Below are 16,150 nucleotides of genomic sequence, written 5' to 3' on the forward strand. Positions count from 1 at the left end.
CTTCCCGAAAAAAGCCGTCAGACGGAAGCTGAAACCGCGCTACATTACCGCCCCGTACAAGGGAAAAACGCCGCTCAATAGATGTATACCCTCCTGCTGCTCACCTTCGTGGTGGGCTACTTCTGCATCGCCCTGGAACACCCCCTCAAGATTGACAAGACGGCGTCGGCCCTGCTCACGGGGGTCCTTTGCTGGACGGTGCTGGTCATGGGGCAGGAAGCCCTCTTTCCCGGCGGTTTAGCGCCCGGTCTCCTCGAGGAGACCATCCTGCTCCACGTGGGCGAGATCGCCGAGATCCTCTTCTTCCTCCTCGGCGCGATGACGATCGTGGAGTTGATCGACACCCACGGCGGCTTCCAGGTGATTACGGAGCGCATCCGCACCACCGACCGGGTGAAGCTGCTCTGGATCCTGGGCTTCGTCACCTTCTTTCTCTCCGCGGTGCTGGACAACCTCACCACCACCATCGTCATGGCCACCCTGCTCAAGAAGCTGATCCGCGACAAGGAGGACCTCTGGTTCTTCGGCGGCATGGTGGTCATCGCGGCCAACGCCGGCGGTGCCTGGTCGCCCATCGGCGACGTCACCACCATCATGCTCTGGATCGGCGGGCAGGTCACCGCGCCCAGCATCGTAGCCGGACTGCTCCTGCCGAGCATCGCCTGTCTGCTGGCGCCCCTGGCCGTCCTCTCCTTCACCAAGCGGGGCAGCGTATCGCCCCCCAGCCGGTTCGACCTCGACAATGGCGGCGGCGGCCTCCACCACCAGCCGGTGGCCGTCAGCCCCGGCGAGGCTTCGCTGGTGCTCTGGCTGGGCATCATCGCCCTCCTCTTCGTGCCCGTCTTCAAGACCGTGACCCACCTGCCCCCCTTCATGGGCATGCTGCTCAGCCTGGGCGTGCTGTGGGTGGTCACCGAGCTCCTCCACAAGCGCAAGCCCGAGGACGAGCGCCACTCCCTGTCAGTGGCCGGGGTGATCCGGCGGGTGGACACCCCCAGCATCCTGTTCTTCCTGGGCATCCTGCTGGCCGTGGCCAGCCTGCAGACCGCCGGCCACCTGAGCCAGATGGCAGTGATCCTGAACGACACCTTCGGCAACATCTACGTGATCAACCTCATCATCGGCCTGGTGTCCGCCATCGTCGACAACGTGCCCCTGGTGGCCGGTGCCATGGGCATGTACTCCCTGGCCGACTACCCCCAGGACTCCAATTTCTGGACCTTCCTGGCCTACTGCGCCGGCACCGGCGGCAGCAGCCTCATCATCGGTTCGGCCGCCGGCGTGGCCATCATGGGCCTGCTGAAGATCGACTTCATCTGGTACCTGAAGCGCATCACCTGGCTGGCCCTGGTGGGCTACTTCGCCGGTGCGGTGGTGTACTATCTCCAGCACGGCCTCTAGGGCTTTCTCCGGCACCCGCGCCCCGGCGCCCCCCTACTACTACGACCCCACCTATGCCCCTACCCCGGCCCGCGCTGCTGTTGCTGCTAGTGCTGCTCACCTCCGCAGCCAGCGCCCAGAAAACCGTCGACACCCAGCAACTCGGGTGGGTGAGGTACCACCTCCGCCTCCCGCTCCAGGGGCCGTATGCCCTGCGACAGGAGCTGGAGGAACGCGCCTACTGGTTCCCGTGGCGGCAGCACCAGCTGGTCTCCCGTAGTGTAGTCGAGCGCCGCCTGGGCCGGGACTGGAACGCCGGTCTCGGCCTCACCGTTTTCCGGCAGTCGCTGCCCCACGATCCCCACGCCGTGATCACCCAGACCCGCACCGAAATCCGTCCCATGCTGGAGCTGGCCGGATTGCAAACCCTGAGCGAGAAGCTGGCCCTCCACCACCGCTACTGGGCCGAGCTGCGGTACTTCGGCGGCGGTGATGGCGGACTGTCCTTCGCCAACTACCGCTTCCGCTACCGCCTGGAGCTCCGCTACCGCCCCCACCCCGACTGGCAGCTGCGCGCCTTCGACGAAATCATGGTGAACGCCGGCCGACAGGTGGTACTCAACACCTTCGACCAGAACCGCTACGGCGGTAGCCTGCAGTACCAGTTTACCAAGCAGGTGGGCGCCGAGCTGGGCTACCTCCGCTGGTTCCAGCAACGGAGCAGTGGCCATGAATTTTACGACCGCCACATCGTCCGTTTCACCCTTCACCACCAGTTGCCGGCGCCGCGGCGCGACTAACGCCTAGCTTATGTCCGAGTTATTCAACTCCCTGACGATTCCCTTCCTGCTGGCCATGTTCCTCGCCGTGAATATGGGGGGCAGCGGCACGGCGCCGGCCTTTTCGGCGGCCTACGGGGCCAACGTGATCCGGCGGTCGCTCATCCCGGGGCTTTTCGGGGTGATGGTGCTGGCCGGGGCCCTGCTGGCGGGGCAGGAGGTATCGCTGACCCTGGGCAAGGGGCTGCTGGACCAGAGCTTCTTTACGCCCTTCAACACCTCCATCATCCTGTTCTCCATCGGCATCACCCTGCTGGTCTCCAACCTGATCGGCGTACCCCAGTCGACCAGCCAGTCGACGGTACTCGCCATCGCCGGGGCGGCCACGGCCCTGGAGGGGCTCAATACGCGGAAGCTGTTCTACGAGATCATCCCTACCTGGGTCATCCTGCCCATCGTGGCCTTCGTGATCATGCTCTTCTTTTCGCTGTTCATCCTCCCCCTGCTGCGGCGGACGATCTTCAACACCGACTACGCCCACCTGCGGCACCACCCCTTCCTGAAGGCCCTGCTCATCTTCAGCTCCCTCTACGTGGCCTTCTCCATCGGCGCCAACAACGTAGCCAATGCCGCGGCGCCCATCGCCTCCCTCACCGCCAACGAGCTGGGGCACCAGGCCGCCGGCAACTTCCTGCCCATCATCATCCTTTCGGTCCTCATCGTGGCCCCCTGCTTCGCCATCGGCAGTTCGCTGCTGGGCCACCAGGTGACGGAGACCACCGGCAAGGAGATCGTCCAGGTGAGCCCCTTCACGGCCACCGTCATTGCCCTCATCGTGGCCACCCTCCTGCTCTACGCCTCGGTGCAGCAGGGCATCCCCACCTCCCTGGTGCAGCTGAACGGGGCGGCCTTCATCGCCCTGAGCATCAGCAAGAAGGGCTGGCAGGAAACCTTCGCCAACCGGACGGTGAAGCTGTTCTTTACGGTGTGGTGCGTAGCGCCGGCGATCGCCTTCGCGCTGACGTACGCGCTGGTGGGGTGGCTGGTGTAGGTCCCCGCAGAAAACCAATGCTCCCGGCCCGTAGGTGAACCTTCTTGCACCTACGCCCCCCGTAGATCGACAAGACGGCCTCCGGCGCGCCGGAAGTTGCGGGGGTACTTTGCAGGAATACTTTTGTTTTGCCGGCAGTTTGCCGTCTCCGGCTGATTGATTCAACTAGCGAGAAGCCCATATCCTGGAATAGCGCAACTGCTTGGTCGGTGACGAGATGCTAATCCGCATGGGCGATCCCCGCGGCGGCTGGCTAGTACGCTGCGGAGCCCTCCGGTTACTGTAGCAGTACTACCTTTCCCTGGTACCTTCCCGAGGCCGTTTGCAGGCGATAGACGTAGGTACCTGCCGGTAAGTCCTGGCGTTTGAAGGTTCGCCGTTGGGGTTCGCCGCCGGTGGTGACCCCATCGTATAGGCGGGCCACCCGCATTCCGGCCAGGTTGTACACTTCCAGCGTGGCACTTCCACTTTCCTTCAGGACGAACTCGATGGTAACATCCGTTTGCGTGGGGTTCGGGTAGGCCTGCAGGCGCACCTGCTCGACCGCCGACAGCGGGGTGATGCCTGGTTGAGTCGGGAGTCCGGAGGTGATCGCCTGGGGAGTTACCGAAGGCGTAGCCAGGCAACTGCAAGCCGCCCCCACCGATGTGAAGCCGAGGTTCTGCTCGGAACCCGCCTTGGGAATAACGGTTGTGGAATACTCGCGTTGATCGCCCGCCAGGGTGTAACTGAAGCTGGTACAGCTAGGCTGGGGGTTATTGCTTCCCCCGCGCTTGAGGTTTTTGAACTCCAGGGCGTAAGTGGCGCACTTAGTGCGCTGGCCAACGACGCCACTGGTAGCCAGTGGCTGATTGGTAGAAGCACCGGAGACACCCGTAGCCGGAAGATTGCAGGGGAGCGAGAAGTTTACGCTGATCAGTTCCTGGCAAGTGACCTGTTTACGGCATAGGGTCCAGTCAAAGTGGGTGGTATTGTTGGCGGGATCGTAGGTCAGTTCCAGGGCCAGGGTGAAGCAGGGATCGGACAGCTCGGTACTCACCGTAATTATCTGTTGGCAAGTGGAGCTGTTCCCGCTGTCGTCGGTTGCCGTCCAGCTCCGAGTCAGGGTGTAGGAGCCGTCGCCACAGCTGTCGTCGCGGGTTGCGCCCTGGTAAATGATTTCTACTGCATTATCGCAGTTGTCCATCGCTGTAGGACTGTCGACCGGGGGAAGCATTTCACGACAAGCCACGGTTACGTCTGCCGGACAGAAGGTAAAGCTGGGAGACTGGGTGTCGGCAACCGTGATGAGTTGCTGGCAGGTATTTTGGTTGCCGGCGTCGTCCGTTGCGCGGTAGGTACGGAAGATCGTGGTAGCGGATCCGGAAACGACCACTGAATCCCCCACGAATGTCACGATTGCGGAACTACAATTGTCGGTCGCGGTTGGGGCGGTGCTATCCGCCGGGGGAACGTCTTCAGCACACTGTACTGCGAGCGGGGGTGGGCAGGAGAGGGCCGGGGCGGTATCGTCCACCACGGTGATCGTTGTGACGCACTGGCTGCTGAGTTGTCCGTCGCTTACCGTAAGGATCACGTCGGTGGTCCCCAGGCCATACGGCCCGACAGGAGCAACCGCAAAGGTGAGTACATCACCATTCGGGTCGCTGGAGCCGCCGTCAAAGTCGGCCGCCAGGGTGCTGGAGTCGCTGCAGTCACCATCGGCCGAGACGATCAGGGGTTGGCATACGGCCGTAGGCGGCTGATTGCATACGCCAAAGGGGTCGGTAATGGTGATGGTGACCAGGCAAGTATCTGCATTACCATTGATATCCCCCTTAATGAATTGAACCTGATGGTCGCCTACATCGTCGCAGGTAAACTGTGTCGGTCCAATAACAACGACCGAAGGTTGAAGCCCGCAATTGTCGGTTGCCGTGGCGAAAATGTCGCGTTCTATCGTTGCCTGATCCAAAGCAAAACTACCCGTGGATCCCAAGCCAAAAGTCGCGTTCTGACATACCAGCACCGGGCTCTCGTTGTCGGTGATAACGATGTCAATGCTGCATCCGGCCGGGTTGCCGGCGCTGTCGATGGCGGTCCAGTTTACCTGGGTAGTACCCACCGGAAAGGTTTCTCCGGCAAGTGTGGACGCGTTATTGTAATCATTAGTAAGGCTGCTGACGGTGCAGTTGTCGGTTGCCGCCGGATCGAATTCCGTTCCCTGGGCCGTATAGGTGCACGATCCTGGATCGTTGTGCCGATTGCCGTTCACCGATGCACAGGCTACGGCCGGCGGTTGCGTATCCAGGACCGTAACGGTAAAGCTGCAGAACAAGACCGGCCCATTACCAAAATCGGCCATAAAGGTATTGGTGGTGGTGCCCACCGAGAAAGATGACCCGCTGGCCAGGCCTTCTGTCTGCGTCAAGTTGACAATTTCACAAGCGTCGCTGTAGGTCGGGGCGGGAAAAGTGACCACCGCTGCACACAGATTAAGCTCGGCAGAGAGGGTAATATTCTCAGGGCACGTAATGGAGCAGTTGTAATTCTGGGTGCCGCCGCCTTCGACGGTGGCTGGTTGGGAGCAGAGGCCGACGGGGGTATACGGGGAAATATCACTGTTGGGTGGATTTGGCAGCGTGGCTATATCGTTGGTGTAAAAAACGGTCGTCGGGTCGCTCACGACGCGTATTTCCCACAGGTTGCTGGCGTCGTTAAAGGCGATTTCGATGCCTTGAAGGGCATTGGTATAAATATTTCGACCGGTATTATCAGTACCCGTCTGAACGAAATCCAGGGTTATACCTCCGAAACAATCACTGGTCACCGCGACGCCGTCAAAGGTAGGGTCACAGCCGTCGGGGACCCCGTCACCGTCACGGTCCAACTTGTCGTCAAAACCCGGACAGGCATCCACCTCATTGCAAACGCCATCGTTGTCGTCATCACCGCCGGCGGCGCTGCAGGGGTCCGGTCCGGCCGTATCCTGTGTGCCGGTGCCGGTAACCGAAACGGGTGTGTCCAGCGGCGGCGGGCAGAGGTTGGTCCCATGGTAAGTGGCTGCGAGGCTGCTGGGGGGATCGGGGGCAAAGGAATTCGTTCCCGTTGCGTAGAAGACGAACTGGGCATCATTGATGACGCGGATCTCCCAGCGCATCAATAGCGGGTTATAGGCAATACGAAGGCTGGAATTGGTCGTCGGGTCCCCATCGTCGTCGATATACTGGTTACGGCCGTCTACCGTAGCGTCGTAGGAGAAATTAACGGTATCGGGCCCGAAACAGGGTGCCACTACCCGTATGGTTCCCGCTTGTGCGGACAGAGCCAGGGAAATCAGCAGCAGGACCAGGGTAGTAAAGCATTTCATGGCTTGAAACTTTATGTTTGTTCACTCAGATCGGTGTGGGTTGCCGCGGGCGCTTACTGGCCGATGGGAAAGGAATCAGCTGTTCAGGTCAGGTATCAGTTCCTGCTTGGAAAAAGGCCGATAACGGCAATGGAGAAGCCAATGCCCAGCAAAGGGTTCCTGATATCAAAGGGTACGTTAGCGCCGGTATTGGCAATAGAAAGCGTTCCAGCTCCCGACTGTCCGGCGCCGGGGGGAACGCTGGTATATATGGTTTCTCCGGCGGAGTTGACCGCCAGGTGTTTGTTTTCACCTGCTCCCTCCAGACCGGGACCCGCCCCCATACGAAGGGTTCCCTGGTGATTATGCGCGGGCAGATTGTTCACCGTGAGCAATACATCGCTGCGTCCGCCGCGTCCTCCTATTTGTATACTGGCGAGCCCTGGTCCCTGCCCATTGTGCACCGCCAGTCTGCCGCGCAGGTCCGGAAGGGCGAAGGTGGTCGTTCCATTGCCGCCGAATTGCGTACCCAGCAAGGAATACAATGACTGATTTTGGCTAATGGGTAAAATTTGCCCTTCGCAGAGGGCCCACCCGCGGGGCGGAAAGTTGAATCCGAATACCTGCACCTGTCCGAGAAATGGTTCCATGTTGAAAAAGGGTGAAGTGAGTGAAATAAGGTCGGTAAACCAGCAGAGCGTTGGTCGATCAGCCCGTTCGGCAGAGGATGCCCGCACCGTTCTGCAACCGAATAATTTCCCGGTGAGGCAGATGGTCGTTGGGTAGTATGTGGAAATGTCGCAGGCGGTCCGCGTGACCTTCCGTCAGTCCGGCGAGACTTGTCAGGTGGTTATGGGTAGCATAGAGGGTGTGCAACCGGGTCAGGCCGGCTACGGGTGCCAGGGAAGTCAGTCGGTTATGCTGCACGAACAGCGATTCCAGGTGGGTAGCTCCCTCGATACCCTTCAGGGAGGTGATCCGGTTATTATGCAGAAACAAGTGGCGCAGTTCGGTGTGGCGGACGAGCTCCGTCACACCGCTCAGGGCCATATCGGATACCGAAAGGAAACGCAGGTGATACAGGGGTATCAGTCCGGAAAGATTGGTCAGCGGTGTGGTGACGTTGGGGTGCATCGCCAGCGGCCCGGCGAACCGGAGGGTATCGATGTTCAGCAACAAAAGCATCAGCTGATCGTCGTGGGGAGGCTCCGCGGTGGGCCCTGACTCAAACACCACCTCGTTGTAGGCCATCTTCCATTGCAGTTCCAGCTCCCGCCACCAGCGGCGGGCGCGCTGCAGTTCCGAAGACGTGGTTTTGATGATGAAATTCATGCCGGGGAGTTAAGTGCGAGAGGGGAAAATGCCTACCAGCGCGATCGCGTGGAGGATGCCGAGGTACGGGTTGCGGATGTCGAAGGACTGATTCGACCCGGTGTTGCTAACAGCCAATTGGTTAGCCGCCAGCTGGCCGGCAGCGGGGGCTACTGAAGTAAAAATGGTTTCACCGGCGGAGTTAGCCGCCAGGTAAGCTCCGTCACCAGTGGCCAGCAGTCCCGGTCCGGCACCCAGTTTAAGTGTGCCATCGTGGTTGTGGCTGGGTAAATTGGGGGTGATCAGGGTTACCGACTCCCGACCCGATTTTTCCCCCCAACTGACCGGGCTGAGTCCGGGGCCCGAGCCGTAATGCACAGCGGACCGGCCCCGCAGGTCGGGCAGGCCAAAGGTGGTTCTGCCGTCGCCACCAAAGGTGGTACCCAGCAGCGCGAAAACTGTTGTGTAAATATTAATGGGCAATAACTGTCCATCGCAGCTGGCCCAGTTGCGGGGCGCGAAGTTGAAGCCGAAGATCTGTACCTGGCCAATAAAGGGTTCCATGAAATAATGGTTTAAGGAAGTGAAGTAAGCTCAGTAGGTAGCCGCGCGCAACCGTCCCTCATGTAGTGACAGAGCAATTGTTTTTCCGTCCGCATTGAGGAAAGTGAGACCCCCTGGTCGGCGATTCAGTACCTGCACCGGATGCGCCAGCCGGTCCAGGATATCCGGCGTCATAGCCGGGTACTCCAGCAGTTGGGCACGAAACGCTTTGAGTAAATCCGCTTCTTGCGTACCGGCACCCCGGTTCATTGCGGCAAGCCCCCCGGTGACCAGGGATCCCGCCGTAAGTGCCAGACAAGAGACTAGTGTTCTTCTATTCATAATGAATGATTATGGTGATGCTTTCGGTCAATTCAATTCCTGCAACGGTCCACCAACAGGAGCAGCAAGCCTACGGAGGCCGTAGAGCAGAGGCGTGGGTTTGACCAGAACGGTCGGGGTACCGTTACAGTAAACGGTCCCACCGGGGGCGGCCCAGGTTGATGATGTGCGATCGGCTGTAGTCTCGACTCGACGCACGCTGGCTTATCCTCCGGCTTGCAGCGGACGGCAGCGGGTGTACTACAGGATCAATGCTTCGTGAAGAAAATTTCCCGGCGTGAAGGCTCGGATAGACAGTGCATGCCTGAAATTGAGACTAAGGCGGGGGCGGCGGAAAGGGATCCTGGATCAAAATATTAATTACAGGAATCTAACGGGGCAGTAGTACGCGTCTACCACCTAATCCCAAATGTCCAGGATGAGGTTCAATCCCTATGGAATACCACTTTAAAATTAGGTGTTTAAACTACACCAGTCAATAACCTCCCTCACATCCTGGATTATTTATTTTCCACCATTTGGGTTCACCGCTGCATACGGCATCTTGTGGGTGGGGAAACGCGGTGGTAATTGCCGGCTTGAAGAATTACTGCGCCCTCATCTTTTTCAAAACGGCCTTGCTGAAGGACCCGCACGGCCTGCTCAATCCAGCCCGGCGAGCATCGGCAGGCGATGCGGCAAATGCGATTCACCAAGCCTGGACGAGATCCTGCAATACCAGGCTACCCTGGAATCCTGTCTCCGGGAAATCGAATGAAAAGGCCGGTTTGAAGGTCAGTAAAATGAATCCTTCGGAACTGGAAGTGCCGGAAGAGTTCCCGGCGTAGTTCGAGGCCTCCCCCAAACCGCAGACCAGTTGCTATTCAGCCGCGACGATCTGCAGCAGACTTTTGGCCCGTCCCGCCCGTTCCCGGGCTTCGGCTACAGTATCGCCCAGGGCGGTGAGGTGGCCCATCTTGCGGAAGGGGCGGGTATCGGCCTTGCCGTACAGGTGGGGGTACACCTCGGGGATGGCCAGTACGTCCATCCAGCCCTGGTAGCGGGTGGGTCCGGTGTGGCCTTCCGCGCCCAGGAGGTTGATCAGGGCGGCGGGGCGCAGGAGCCGGGGATCGCCCAACGGCAAGCCGAGGATGGCGCGCAGGTGCTGTTCGTACTGACTGGTAGCGCAGGCCTCGATGGTGTGGTGGCCGCTGTTGTGGGGGCGGGGGGCTACCTCGTTCACGAGCAGCTCGCCGTCCTTCGTCAGGAAGAGCTCCACGGCCAGCAGGCCCACGATCTCCATCTTCTGTACCACTTCGACCGCCAGTTTGCTGGCCCGGCCGTCGGTATCTCCGTCCAGTGCGGCCGGGCAGATCAGGAACTCCACCAGGTTGGCGGTGGGGTGGAACTCCATCTCCACGGTGTTGAACACCTTCACTTCCCCGTTCGCGGAGCGGGCCACGATCACGGCGAGCTCCTTGTCGATGTCGGCCATGGTCTCCACCAGGCAAGGGCCCTCCAGGAGGTTGGCGGGTACCTCCTCGCGGTAGCGGATCACCGATACGCCCTGCCCGTCGTATCCCCCGGTGCGGGTCTTCTGTACGAAGGGCGGGTGCAGATCTCCTTCCTTGACGGCCTGGATCACCTCCTCCTTGTCGGCAAAGAGCCGGAAGTCGGTGGTGGCGATCCCGTGGTCGGCGTAGAACTGCTTCTGCAGTCCCTTGTCCTTGATCAGGTCGATCTTGTCGGGCTGGGGGTACACCTTCACGCCGGCCTGCTCCAGTTCGTGGAGGGCGCGGGTGTCGATGTGCTCGATCTCGATGGTGACCACGTCCAGCCCCCGGGCAAAGGCCATCACGTCGTCGTAATCGCGGAAGTCGCCCCGCTGAAACACGGTGGCGTAGGGCGCGGCGGGGAAGCTCTCGTCGCGGTCGAGGACGTACACGGGCAGGTGCCAGCTGCTGGCCGCCTGACAAAGCATCTTACCGAGCTGGCCGCCGCCGAGAATGCCGAGTTTAGGGAAATTGGACATGGGGCTAAGGTAATACCGGCGCATAAATCGCAACCAGCCATCCCAGCAACCAGCCAACCAGCAACCTGACGAACCCCACGCTAGCAAGGAGGATTCCTCGTACAACCAACCAGCAACCAGCCAACCAGCAACCAGCAACCCAAAAACCCTCCCACCAGTCGCCAGACGAACATCGCGCCCGCGCGAAGGATTCGTCGGGCGACAACCAGCAACCAGAAACCTGTAACCAGACGAACCCCACGCTAGCAAGGAGGATTCCTCGTGCAACCAACCAGAAACCAGCCAACCAGCAACCAGCAACCAAAAAACCTCCCACCAGTCGCCAGACGAACATCGCGCCCGCGCGAAGGATTCGTCGGGCGGCAACCAGCAACCAGAAACCAGTAGCCAAACGAGCCTCCCGCTAGCAAGGAGGATTCGTCGTGCAACCAACCAGCAACCAGAAACCAGCCAACTAGAAACCAACACCCAGCAACCAGCAAAAAAAAAGCCCCCCAACAATCCAATTGTCAGAGGGCTAAGTAAACCGTTCAGCGAAAGTAGCTACTACAGCAGCGGAGCGATCACCAGGGCCACCACGCTCATCAGCTTGAGCAGGATGTTCAGCGAGGGGCCGGAGGTATCCTTGAAGGGGTCACCGACGGTATCGCCCACTACGGCGGCCTTGTGGGGGTCGGAGCCCTTGTAGTAGAGGGTGCCCTGTACGGAGGCGCCTTCTTCGAACATCTTCTTGGCGTTGTCCCAGGCGCCACCGGCGTTGGACTGGAAGATGGCCATCATGACGCCGGCGGAGGTTACCCCGGCCAGGAGGCCACCCAGCATTTCAGCGCCTACGTCGGCACCGAAGAGGCGGGGGGCGAAGCCCACCACTACGGGGGCCAGTACGGCGATCAGGCCGGGCATGACCATCTCGCGGATGGAGGCTTCGGTGGAGATCTCCACGCACTTGGCGTAGTCGGCCTTTCCGTCGGCGGCGTCGAAGGTGGCCTTGTCGGCGGGGGTCCACTTCGTCTCGTCGTGGCCGGCGCGCTTCATCACTTCGAGGGCAGCCTTCAGTTCGGGGATTTCGTGGAACTGCCGGCGCACCTCCTGGATCATGTCGTTGGCGGCCCGGCCCACGGCCTCCATGGAGAAGGCGCTGAAGAGGAAGGGCAGCATGGCCCCCAAGAAGAGGCCGGCCATGACGTAGGGGTTGGAGATGTCGATGGTCGTGATGCCGGCCGTCTGCATGAAGGCGGCAAAGAGGGCCAGGGCGGTCAGGGCGGCGGAGCCGATGGCGAAGCCCTTGCCGATGGCGGCCGTGGTGTTGCCCACGGCGTCGAGCTTGTCGGTGCGTTCGCGCACTTCCTTCGGCAGGTTGGCCATTTCAGCGATGCCGCCGGCGTTGTCGGAGATGGGGCCGTAAGCGTCAACCGCCAGCTGGATGCCCGTATTCGACAGCATACCCACGGCCGCGATGGCGATACCGTACAGGCCGGCGAAGTAGTAGGCACCGATGATGGCGGTGGCCAGCACGAGGATAGGCAGGGCGGTAGACCGCATACCCACCGCCAGGCCGGCGATGATGTTGGTGGCCGATCCGGTGAGCGACTGGTCCACGATGCCCTGCACCGGCTTGGTGCCCGTACCCGTGTAGTATTCGGTGATGTAGCCGATGCCCAGTCCCGCAAGCAGGCCCAGGATGATGGCGATGAAGACGCCCATCGAGGTGTATTCGAAGATGACCGGGTTACCCTTGGCGTCGACGAGCTGCTTGCCCAGTCCGTCCATACTGAGGGTCCACGCATCCGGCAGCATGATGGTCACGGCGAAGTAGGTCAACACCAGCATGATGGCCGCGGCGATGAGTTCGCCGGCGTTCAGGGCCTTCTGGGGGTCTCCGCCCTCGCTAACGCGGACGAAGAAGGTGCCTATGATCGAGGCTACGATACCGATGCCGGCCACCACCAGGGGCAGCAGTACGGCGTTGAGGCCGCCGATCTCACTGCCGGCGAATTCGGGCAGCACGATGAAGGCCGCCCCGATCACCATGGTACCGATGATGGAGCCTACGTAGGATTCAAAGAGGTCGGCGCCCATACCGGCCACGTCGCCCACGTTGTCGCCCACGTTGTCGGCGATGGTGGCGGGGTTGAGGGGGTGGTCCTCCGGGATGCCGGCTTCCACCTTACCCACGAGGTCGGCCCCCACGTCGGCGGCCTTGGTGTAGATGCCGCCGCCCACGCGGGCGAAGAGGGCAATCGAGGAGGCGCCGAAGCTGAAGCCGGTCAGTACGGTGATGACCCGCACGATGGCGAACTGCGCCTCGGCCGAACCGGCCGTCGTTCCCTCCGGTACGAACATGCCCTGGAACAGCAGGAAGAGGGCGCCGAGACCGAGCAGTCCCAGGCCAACCACGCCCAGACCCATCACGGATCCGCCGGCGAAGGCGACGCCGAGGGCCTTGCTCAGGCTCTCCCGGGCGGCGTTGGTGGTGCGGACGTTGGCCTTGGTGGCTACCCGCATCCCGATGAAGCCGGCCAGGGCCGAACAGATGGCCCCCAGGATGAAGCTCACCCCGATCATGTAGCTGGAGGTGGCGGCGTCGGCGGTGAACATGAGGATGGCGGCTACGACCACCACGAAGATGGCCAGCACCCGGTATTCGGCCCGCAGGAAGGCCATGGCCCCGTCGGCAATGTTCTGCCCGATGCGCACCATGCGCTCGTTGCCGGGGTCTTGCTTGCCCACCCAGCTGTACCGGATGGCCATGAAAATGAGGGCCAGGATACCCAATGCGGGTACGGCCGTAAGTATCGTTGAAACCATAAAAGTGAGGAGATTAACTTGTAGTTGAAGAAAGAAGGGTTCCGTCTTCGATGACAAGCGATCTAGATGGCCGCAGGGGGCAAAACAAAAAGCAACGCCCTACGCTTCAAAAGTTCGATGATCGAAATGTGATGCCAAAGTAATGAAACTTGGCATACATTTCCCCTCTCCCCGAATTACCGCACAAAAGCCTGCACCAGCCGACCACCGGCGGTGGTTATTTCGAGAAAGTAGGTTCCCGCCGGCAGGGCGCCCACCGCTACCTCGTAGGTGTAGAGGCCGGCGGATTGCCGGTCGGAGCGGACCGGACCCACCGGGCGGCCGGTCACGTCAAGCAACCGCAGCCGGATCTCCCCGGCCCGCTGCAACCCGTACTGGATAAAGAGGCGGTCGGTGGCCGGATTAGGGTATACCGACAGCAGCCGCAGTCCCGCTACGGAGGAAGGCAGAGAGGTCGACATCCGCGGCGGGTCGGCGGGGGCCGGGCGGTCCTGCACCCGCTTCGGGGGGGCGGCGGCGGTGGCCCGCCCGAGCTGGTGGGTGCCGTGCTGGCTCGTCAGTCCGGCATCAAAGCGCTCCGGGGCACCCGCCTCCAGGATGTTGCTGTAGAAGTAGTCGGCTTGCACCCGCTGGGGGGTCACGTCGAGGAGGAAGTAGCCGTGGCTGAGCAGGTCCACGTACTTCATGTGGGGGTTCGGGTTGCCGAGGCTGACGCCGGGCAGGGGCTCGAGCGGCTTGTTGATCTGGGCCGACAGCTGGGCCGCGGGGGCGGCACCTACCGTTTCGTCGAAGTTGGCCGAAGTGATGCTCGGGGTCAGGAACTCCACGGCCACGGCCCCCGCGGCGGTGGCGGGGTCATAGCTCGCGTTCGGCCGGTATCGGGGAATGCTGTCGTAGCCGGGCAGGCTGATGAACGACACGGACACCGGTTGCTTGGTCACCTCGTAGGCCACGCTGGAGTGGAAGCTGCCGGTGAGGATCACCACGTCGTCGATGCCCTCCGTCTGGAGGAAGTCGATCACCTCCGTCCGCTCGGCCGGGTAGCCGGCCCAGGTATCCAGGAACATGCTCTCCGTCTGGGTGTAGGTGCGGTCGATGGCGACCCCGGCCCAGCCGATGTTGAAGGGGGAGAACATCACTTGCTGGCCGATGAGCTTCCAACGGGCGGTCGACTGCCGCAGCTGCTCCTTCAGCCAGGCTTTCTGGGGGGCGCCCAGCAGGGTGCGGTTGGGCGACTGCAGGGCGGGGTTCAGCACGTTCTCGATCTGCTGTTCTCGGGCCTCGATGCGGGTGTCGAGCATGATCAGGTCGACCAGGTTGCCGTAGCTCAGTCGGCGGTAGATGCTGCCGCCCTGGGGGTCGCGGATGGGCAGCCATTCGAAGTAGGCCTGCTTGGCGGCGGCCTTACGGGCCTGCCAGTCGCCCTCGCGGTTCGGCTGGTGACCGGCGGCGCCGTCCTTGTAGCTGTTGTTGGCGTACTCGTGGTCGTCCCAGACGGCGATCAGGGGGTGTTGCTGGTGGACGTGCATCAGCTGGGTATCCAACCGGTAGGTGCTGTAGCGGGCGCGGTATTCAAAGAGGCTGACCACCTCAATGGCGGGATCCATAGGCCGCTCGTTGATGATGGAGTCCACGGCCACTCCGGGGCTGGCCGTCTCGTAGATGTAGTCGCCCAGGTGGAGGACGGCGTCCAGGTCATTGCGCGCGGCCAGGTGACCGTAGGCGTTGAAGTAGCCGGCCTGGTAGTTGCTGCAGCTCACCACTCCGAACTTCAATTGGTCCACGGTGGCGGCAGTTGGCGTCGTCTTCGTGCGGCCGGTAAGCGAATGGGCCCCCAGGGCCGTGAAGCCGTAGTAGTAGGTGGTGCCGGCGGAGAGGCCGGTCACGTCCACCTTCACCGTGTAATCGCGCTGGGCGGAGGTGGTGAAGGTACCGGAGCGTACCACCCGCTTCAGTTCCGCGTCGGTGGCCACTACCCAGTCGACGGCGATCGGCCGCTCGTCGTGGGTATCGGGGGTCACACGGGTCCAGATGATGACGCGGTCCGCCAGGGGGTCGCCCGAGGCCACGCCGTGGTAGAAGGGCTTCAGCCGTTCCTGCAGCACTTCGGTACCCGGCGGATCGAAGGGACGGCTGTTGCGGTAGAGGGTGCTGCCGTATTCGAAGTTGAGGGGCTCCTCCTCCTGGGCGGGCAGGCCGGTGGCCGCCATTAACAGGCTGAGGACAAGGAAGGTGTAGGGAAGCTGCTTCATAGGATTTGGTGGCGTGGATCGCGGGCATTTGGCCGCCGATCGCGGGGCATTGGCCAATAAAGATACGCTTCCTGCTGTGGGCCATTCGGGGCATTATTATGGCGGAGCGGGTGCCGGGGGCCGGTCCGAATGCCCGATCCGCAGTGAGCCCCGGGTGCCCGGTTGCATCATTGGGGGTGGGGCTATATCTTTGCCCGTCTGTTCCCGCAGCCGTGCGGGGATCATTTTATAACGAAGGGTGGAGAGATCAGGCTCTGTGAAACCCTGGCAACCACTTTCCCGATGGCTCGGGAAAAAAGGTGCCAAAGCCTGTCCCGCTGTGCGGGAGACTATAAAACCATTGCA

The 16,150-nt window shown here is 61.7% G+C and carries 11 protein-coding genes and 1 riboswitch; of the genes, 4 read left to right on the plus strand and 7 right to left on the minus strand.

Annotated features, from left to right (window positions below; genetic code table 11):
- Positions 1-81 precede the first annotated feature (81 nt).
- Genes nhaD through CGL56_RS16735 form a run of 3 tightly spaced genes read left to right on the plus strand, consistent with a single transcriptional unit; the run spans position 82 to position 3,210 of the window.
- Positions 82-1,401 carry a sodium:proton antiporter NhaD gene (gene nhaD, locus CGL56_RS16725; protein ID WP_099107734.1) on the plus strand — a complete coding sequence of 440 codons (1,320 nt, stop codon included), beginning with the start codon at positions 82-84 and terminating at the stop codon, positions 1,399-1,401.
- Between the two features lie 53 nt (positions 1,402-1,454).
- Positions 1,455-2,180 carry a DUF2490 domain-containing protein gene (locus CGL56_RS16730; protein WP_099107735.1) on the plus strand — a complete coding sequence of 242 codons (726 nt, stop codon included), beginning with the start codon at positions 1,455-1,457 and terminating at the stop codon, positions 2,178-2,180.
- 10 nt (positions 2,181-2,190) lie between these two features.
- Positions 2,191-3,210, plus strand: coding sequence for an inorganic phosphate transporter (locus CGL56_RS16735; protein WP_099107736.1), 1,020 nt, complete (start codon positions 2,191-2,193; stop codon positions 3,208-3,210).
- 277 nt (positions 3,211-3,487) lie between these two features.
- Here CGL56_RS16735 and CGL56_RS16740 read toward each other — a convergent pair whose 3' ends face one another.
- The 4 genes from CGL56_RS16740 to CGL56_RS16755 form a co-directional block, all read right to left on the minus strand.
- Positions 3,488-6,559 (minus strand): HYR domain-containing protein, encoded by a 3,072-nt coding sequence (locus tag CGL56_RS16740; protein ID WP_099107737.1) that lies wholly within the window; start codon positions 6,557-6,559, stop codon positions 3,488-3,490.
- A gap of 95 nt (positions 6,560-6,654) precedes the next feature.
- Entirely contained in the window at positions 6,655-7,188 is a 534-nt protein-coding gene (locus tag CGL56_RS16745) for a phage tail protein (protein WP_099107738.1), read from the minus strand.
- A 58-nt stretch (positions 7,189-7,246) separates the two neighbouring features.
- Entirely contained in the window at positions 7,247-7,870 is a 624-nt protein-coding gene (locus CGL56_RS16750) for a leucine-rich repeat domain-containing protein (RefSeq protein WP_099107739.1), read from the minus strand.
- A gap of 9 nt (positions 7,871-7,879) precedes the next feature.
- A complete protein-coding gene (locus CGL56_RS16755) occupies positions 7,880-8,413 on the minus strand; it encodes a phage tail protein (RefSeq protein WP_099107740.1) in 534 nt (177 codons plus the stop codon).
- Between the two features lie 899 nt (positions 8,414-9,312).
- Here CGL56_RS16755 and CGL56_RS18135 point away from each other — a divergent pair.
- On the plus strand, positions 9,313-9,561 hold the full coding sequence (locus CGL56_RS18135) for a hypothetical protein (protein WP_143470768.1): 249 nt from the start codon (positions 9,313-9,315) through the stop codon (positions 9,559-9,561).
- A 32-nt stretch (positions 9,562-9,593) separates the two neighbouring features.
- Here the strand turns inward: CGL56_RS18135 and CGL56_RS16760 are convergent, their stop codons facing one another.
- The 3 genes from CGL56_RS16760 to CGL56_RS16775 form a co-directional block, all read right to left on the minus strand.
- A complete protein-coding gene (locus CGL56_RS16760) occupies positions 9,594-10,745 on the minus strand; it encodes a 5-(carboxyamino)imidazole ribonucleotide synthase (RefSeq protein ID WP_099107741.1) in 1,152 nt (383 codons plus the stop codon).
- Between the two features lie 546 nt (positions 10,746-11,291).
- Positions 11,292-13,553, minus strand: coding sequence for a sodium-translocating pyrophosphatase (locus CGL56_RS16770; protein WP_099107743.1), 2,262 nt, complete (start codon positions 13,551-13,553; stop codon positions 11,292-11,294).
- Between the two features lie 176 nt (positions 13,554-13,729).
- Positions 13,730-15,805 (minus strand): alkaline phosphatase D family protein, encoded by a 2,076-nt coding sequence (locus tag CGL56_RS16775; RefSeq protein ID WP_099107744.1) that lies wholly within the window; start codon positions 15,803-15,805, stop codon positions 13,730-13,732.
- 223 nt (positions 15,806-16,028) lie between these two features.
- A riboswitch (SAM riboswitch) is annotated at positions 16,029-16,143 on the plus strand.
- Positions 16,144-16,150: the final 7 nt, after the last annotated feature.

It is taken from the genome of Neolewinella marina, assembly GCF_002631205.1.
In the GTDB taxonomy this organism is placed as follows: Bacteria; Bacteroidota; Bacteroidia; order Chitinophagales; family Saprospiraceae; genus Neolewinella; species Neolewinella marina.

What these genes read in the sequence shown, in the direction of transcription:
- nhaD (WP_099107734.1), top strand. Translation starts at nt 82, where the DNA reads ATGTATACCCTCCTGCTGCTCACCTTCGTGGTGGGCTACTTCTGCATC.
- CGL56_RS16730 (WP_099107735.1), top strand. Translation starts at nt 1,455, where the DNA reads ATGCCCCTACCCCGGCCCGCGCTGCTGTTGCTGCTAGTGCTGCTCACC.
- CGL56_RS16735 (WP_099107736.1), top strand. Translation starts at nt 2,191, where the DNA reads ATGTCCGAGTTATTCAACTCCCTGACGATTCCCTTCCTGCTGGCCATG.
- CGL56_RS16740 (WP_099107737.1), bottom strand. Translation starts at nt 6,559, where the DNA reads ATGAAATGCTTTACTACCCTGGTCCTGCTGCTGATTTCCCTGGCTCTG.
- CGL56_RS16745 (WP_099107738.1), bottom strand. Translation starts at nt 7,188, where the DNA reads ATGGAACCATTTCTCGGACAGGTGCAGGTATTCGGATTCAACTTTCCG.
- CGL56_RS16750 (WP_099107739.1), bottom strand. Translation starts at nt 7,870, where the DNA reads ATGAATTTCATCATCAAAACCACGTCTTCGGAACTGCAGCGCGCCCGC.
- CGL56_RS16755 (WP_099107740.1), bottom strand. Translation starts at nt 8,413, where the DNA reads ATGGAACCCTTTATTGGCCAGGTACAGATCTTCGGCTTCAACTTCGCG.
- CGL56_RS16760 (WP_099107741.1), bottom strand. Translation starts at nt 10,745, where the DNA reads ATGTCCAATTTCCCTAAACTCGGCATTCTCGGCGGCGGCCAGCTCGGT.
- CGL56_RS16770 (WP_099107743.1), bottom strand. Translation starts at nt 13,553, where the DNA reads ATGGTTTCAACGATACTTACGGCCGTACCCGCATTGGGTATCCTGGCC.
- CGL56_RS16775 (WP_099107744.1), bottom strand. Translation starts at nt 15,805, where the DNA reads ATGAAGCAGCTTCCCTACACCTTCCTTGTCCTCAGCCTGTTAATGGCG.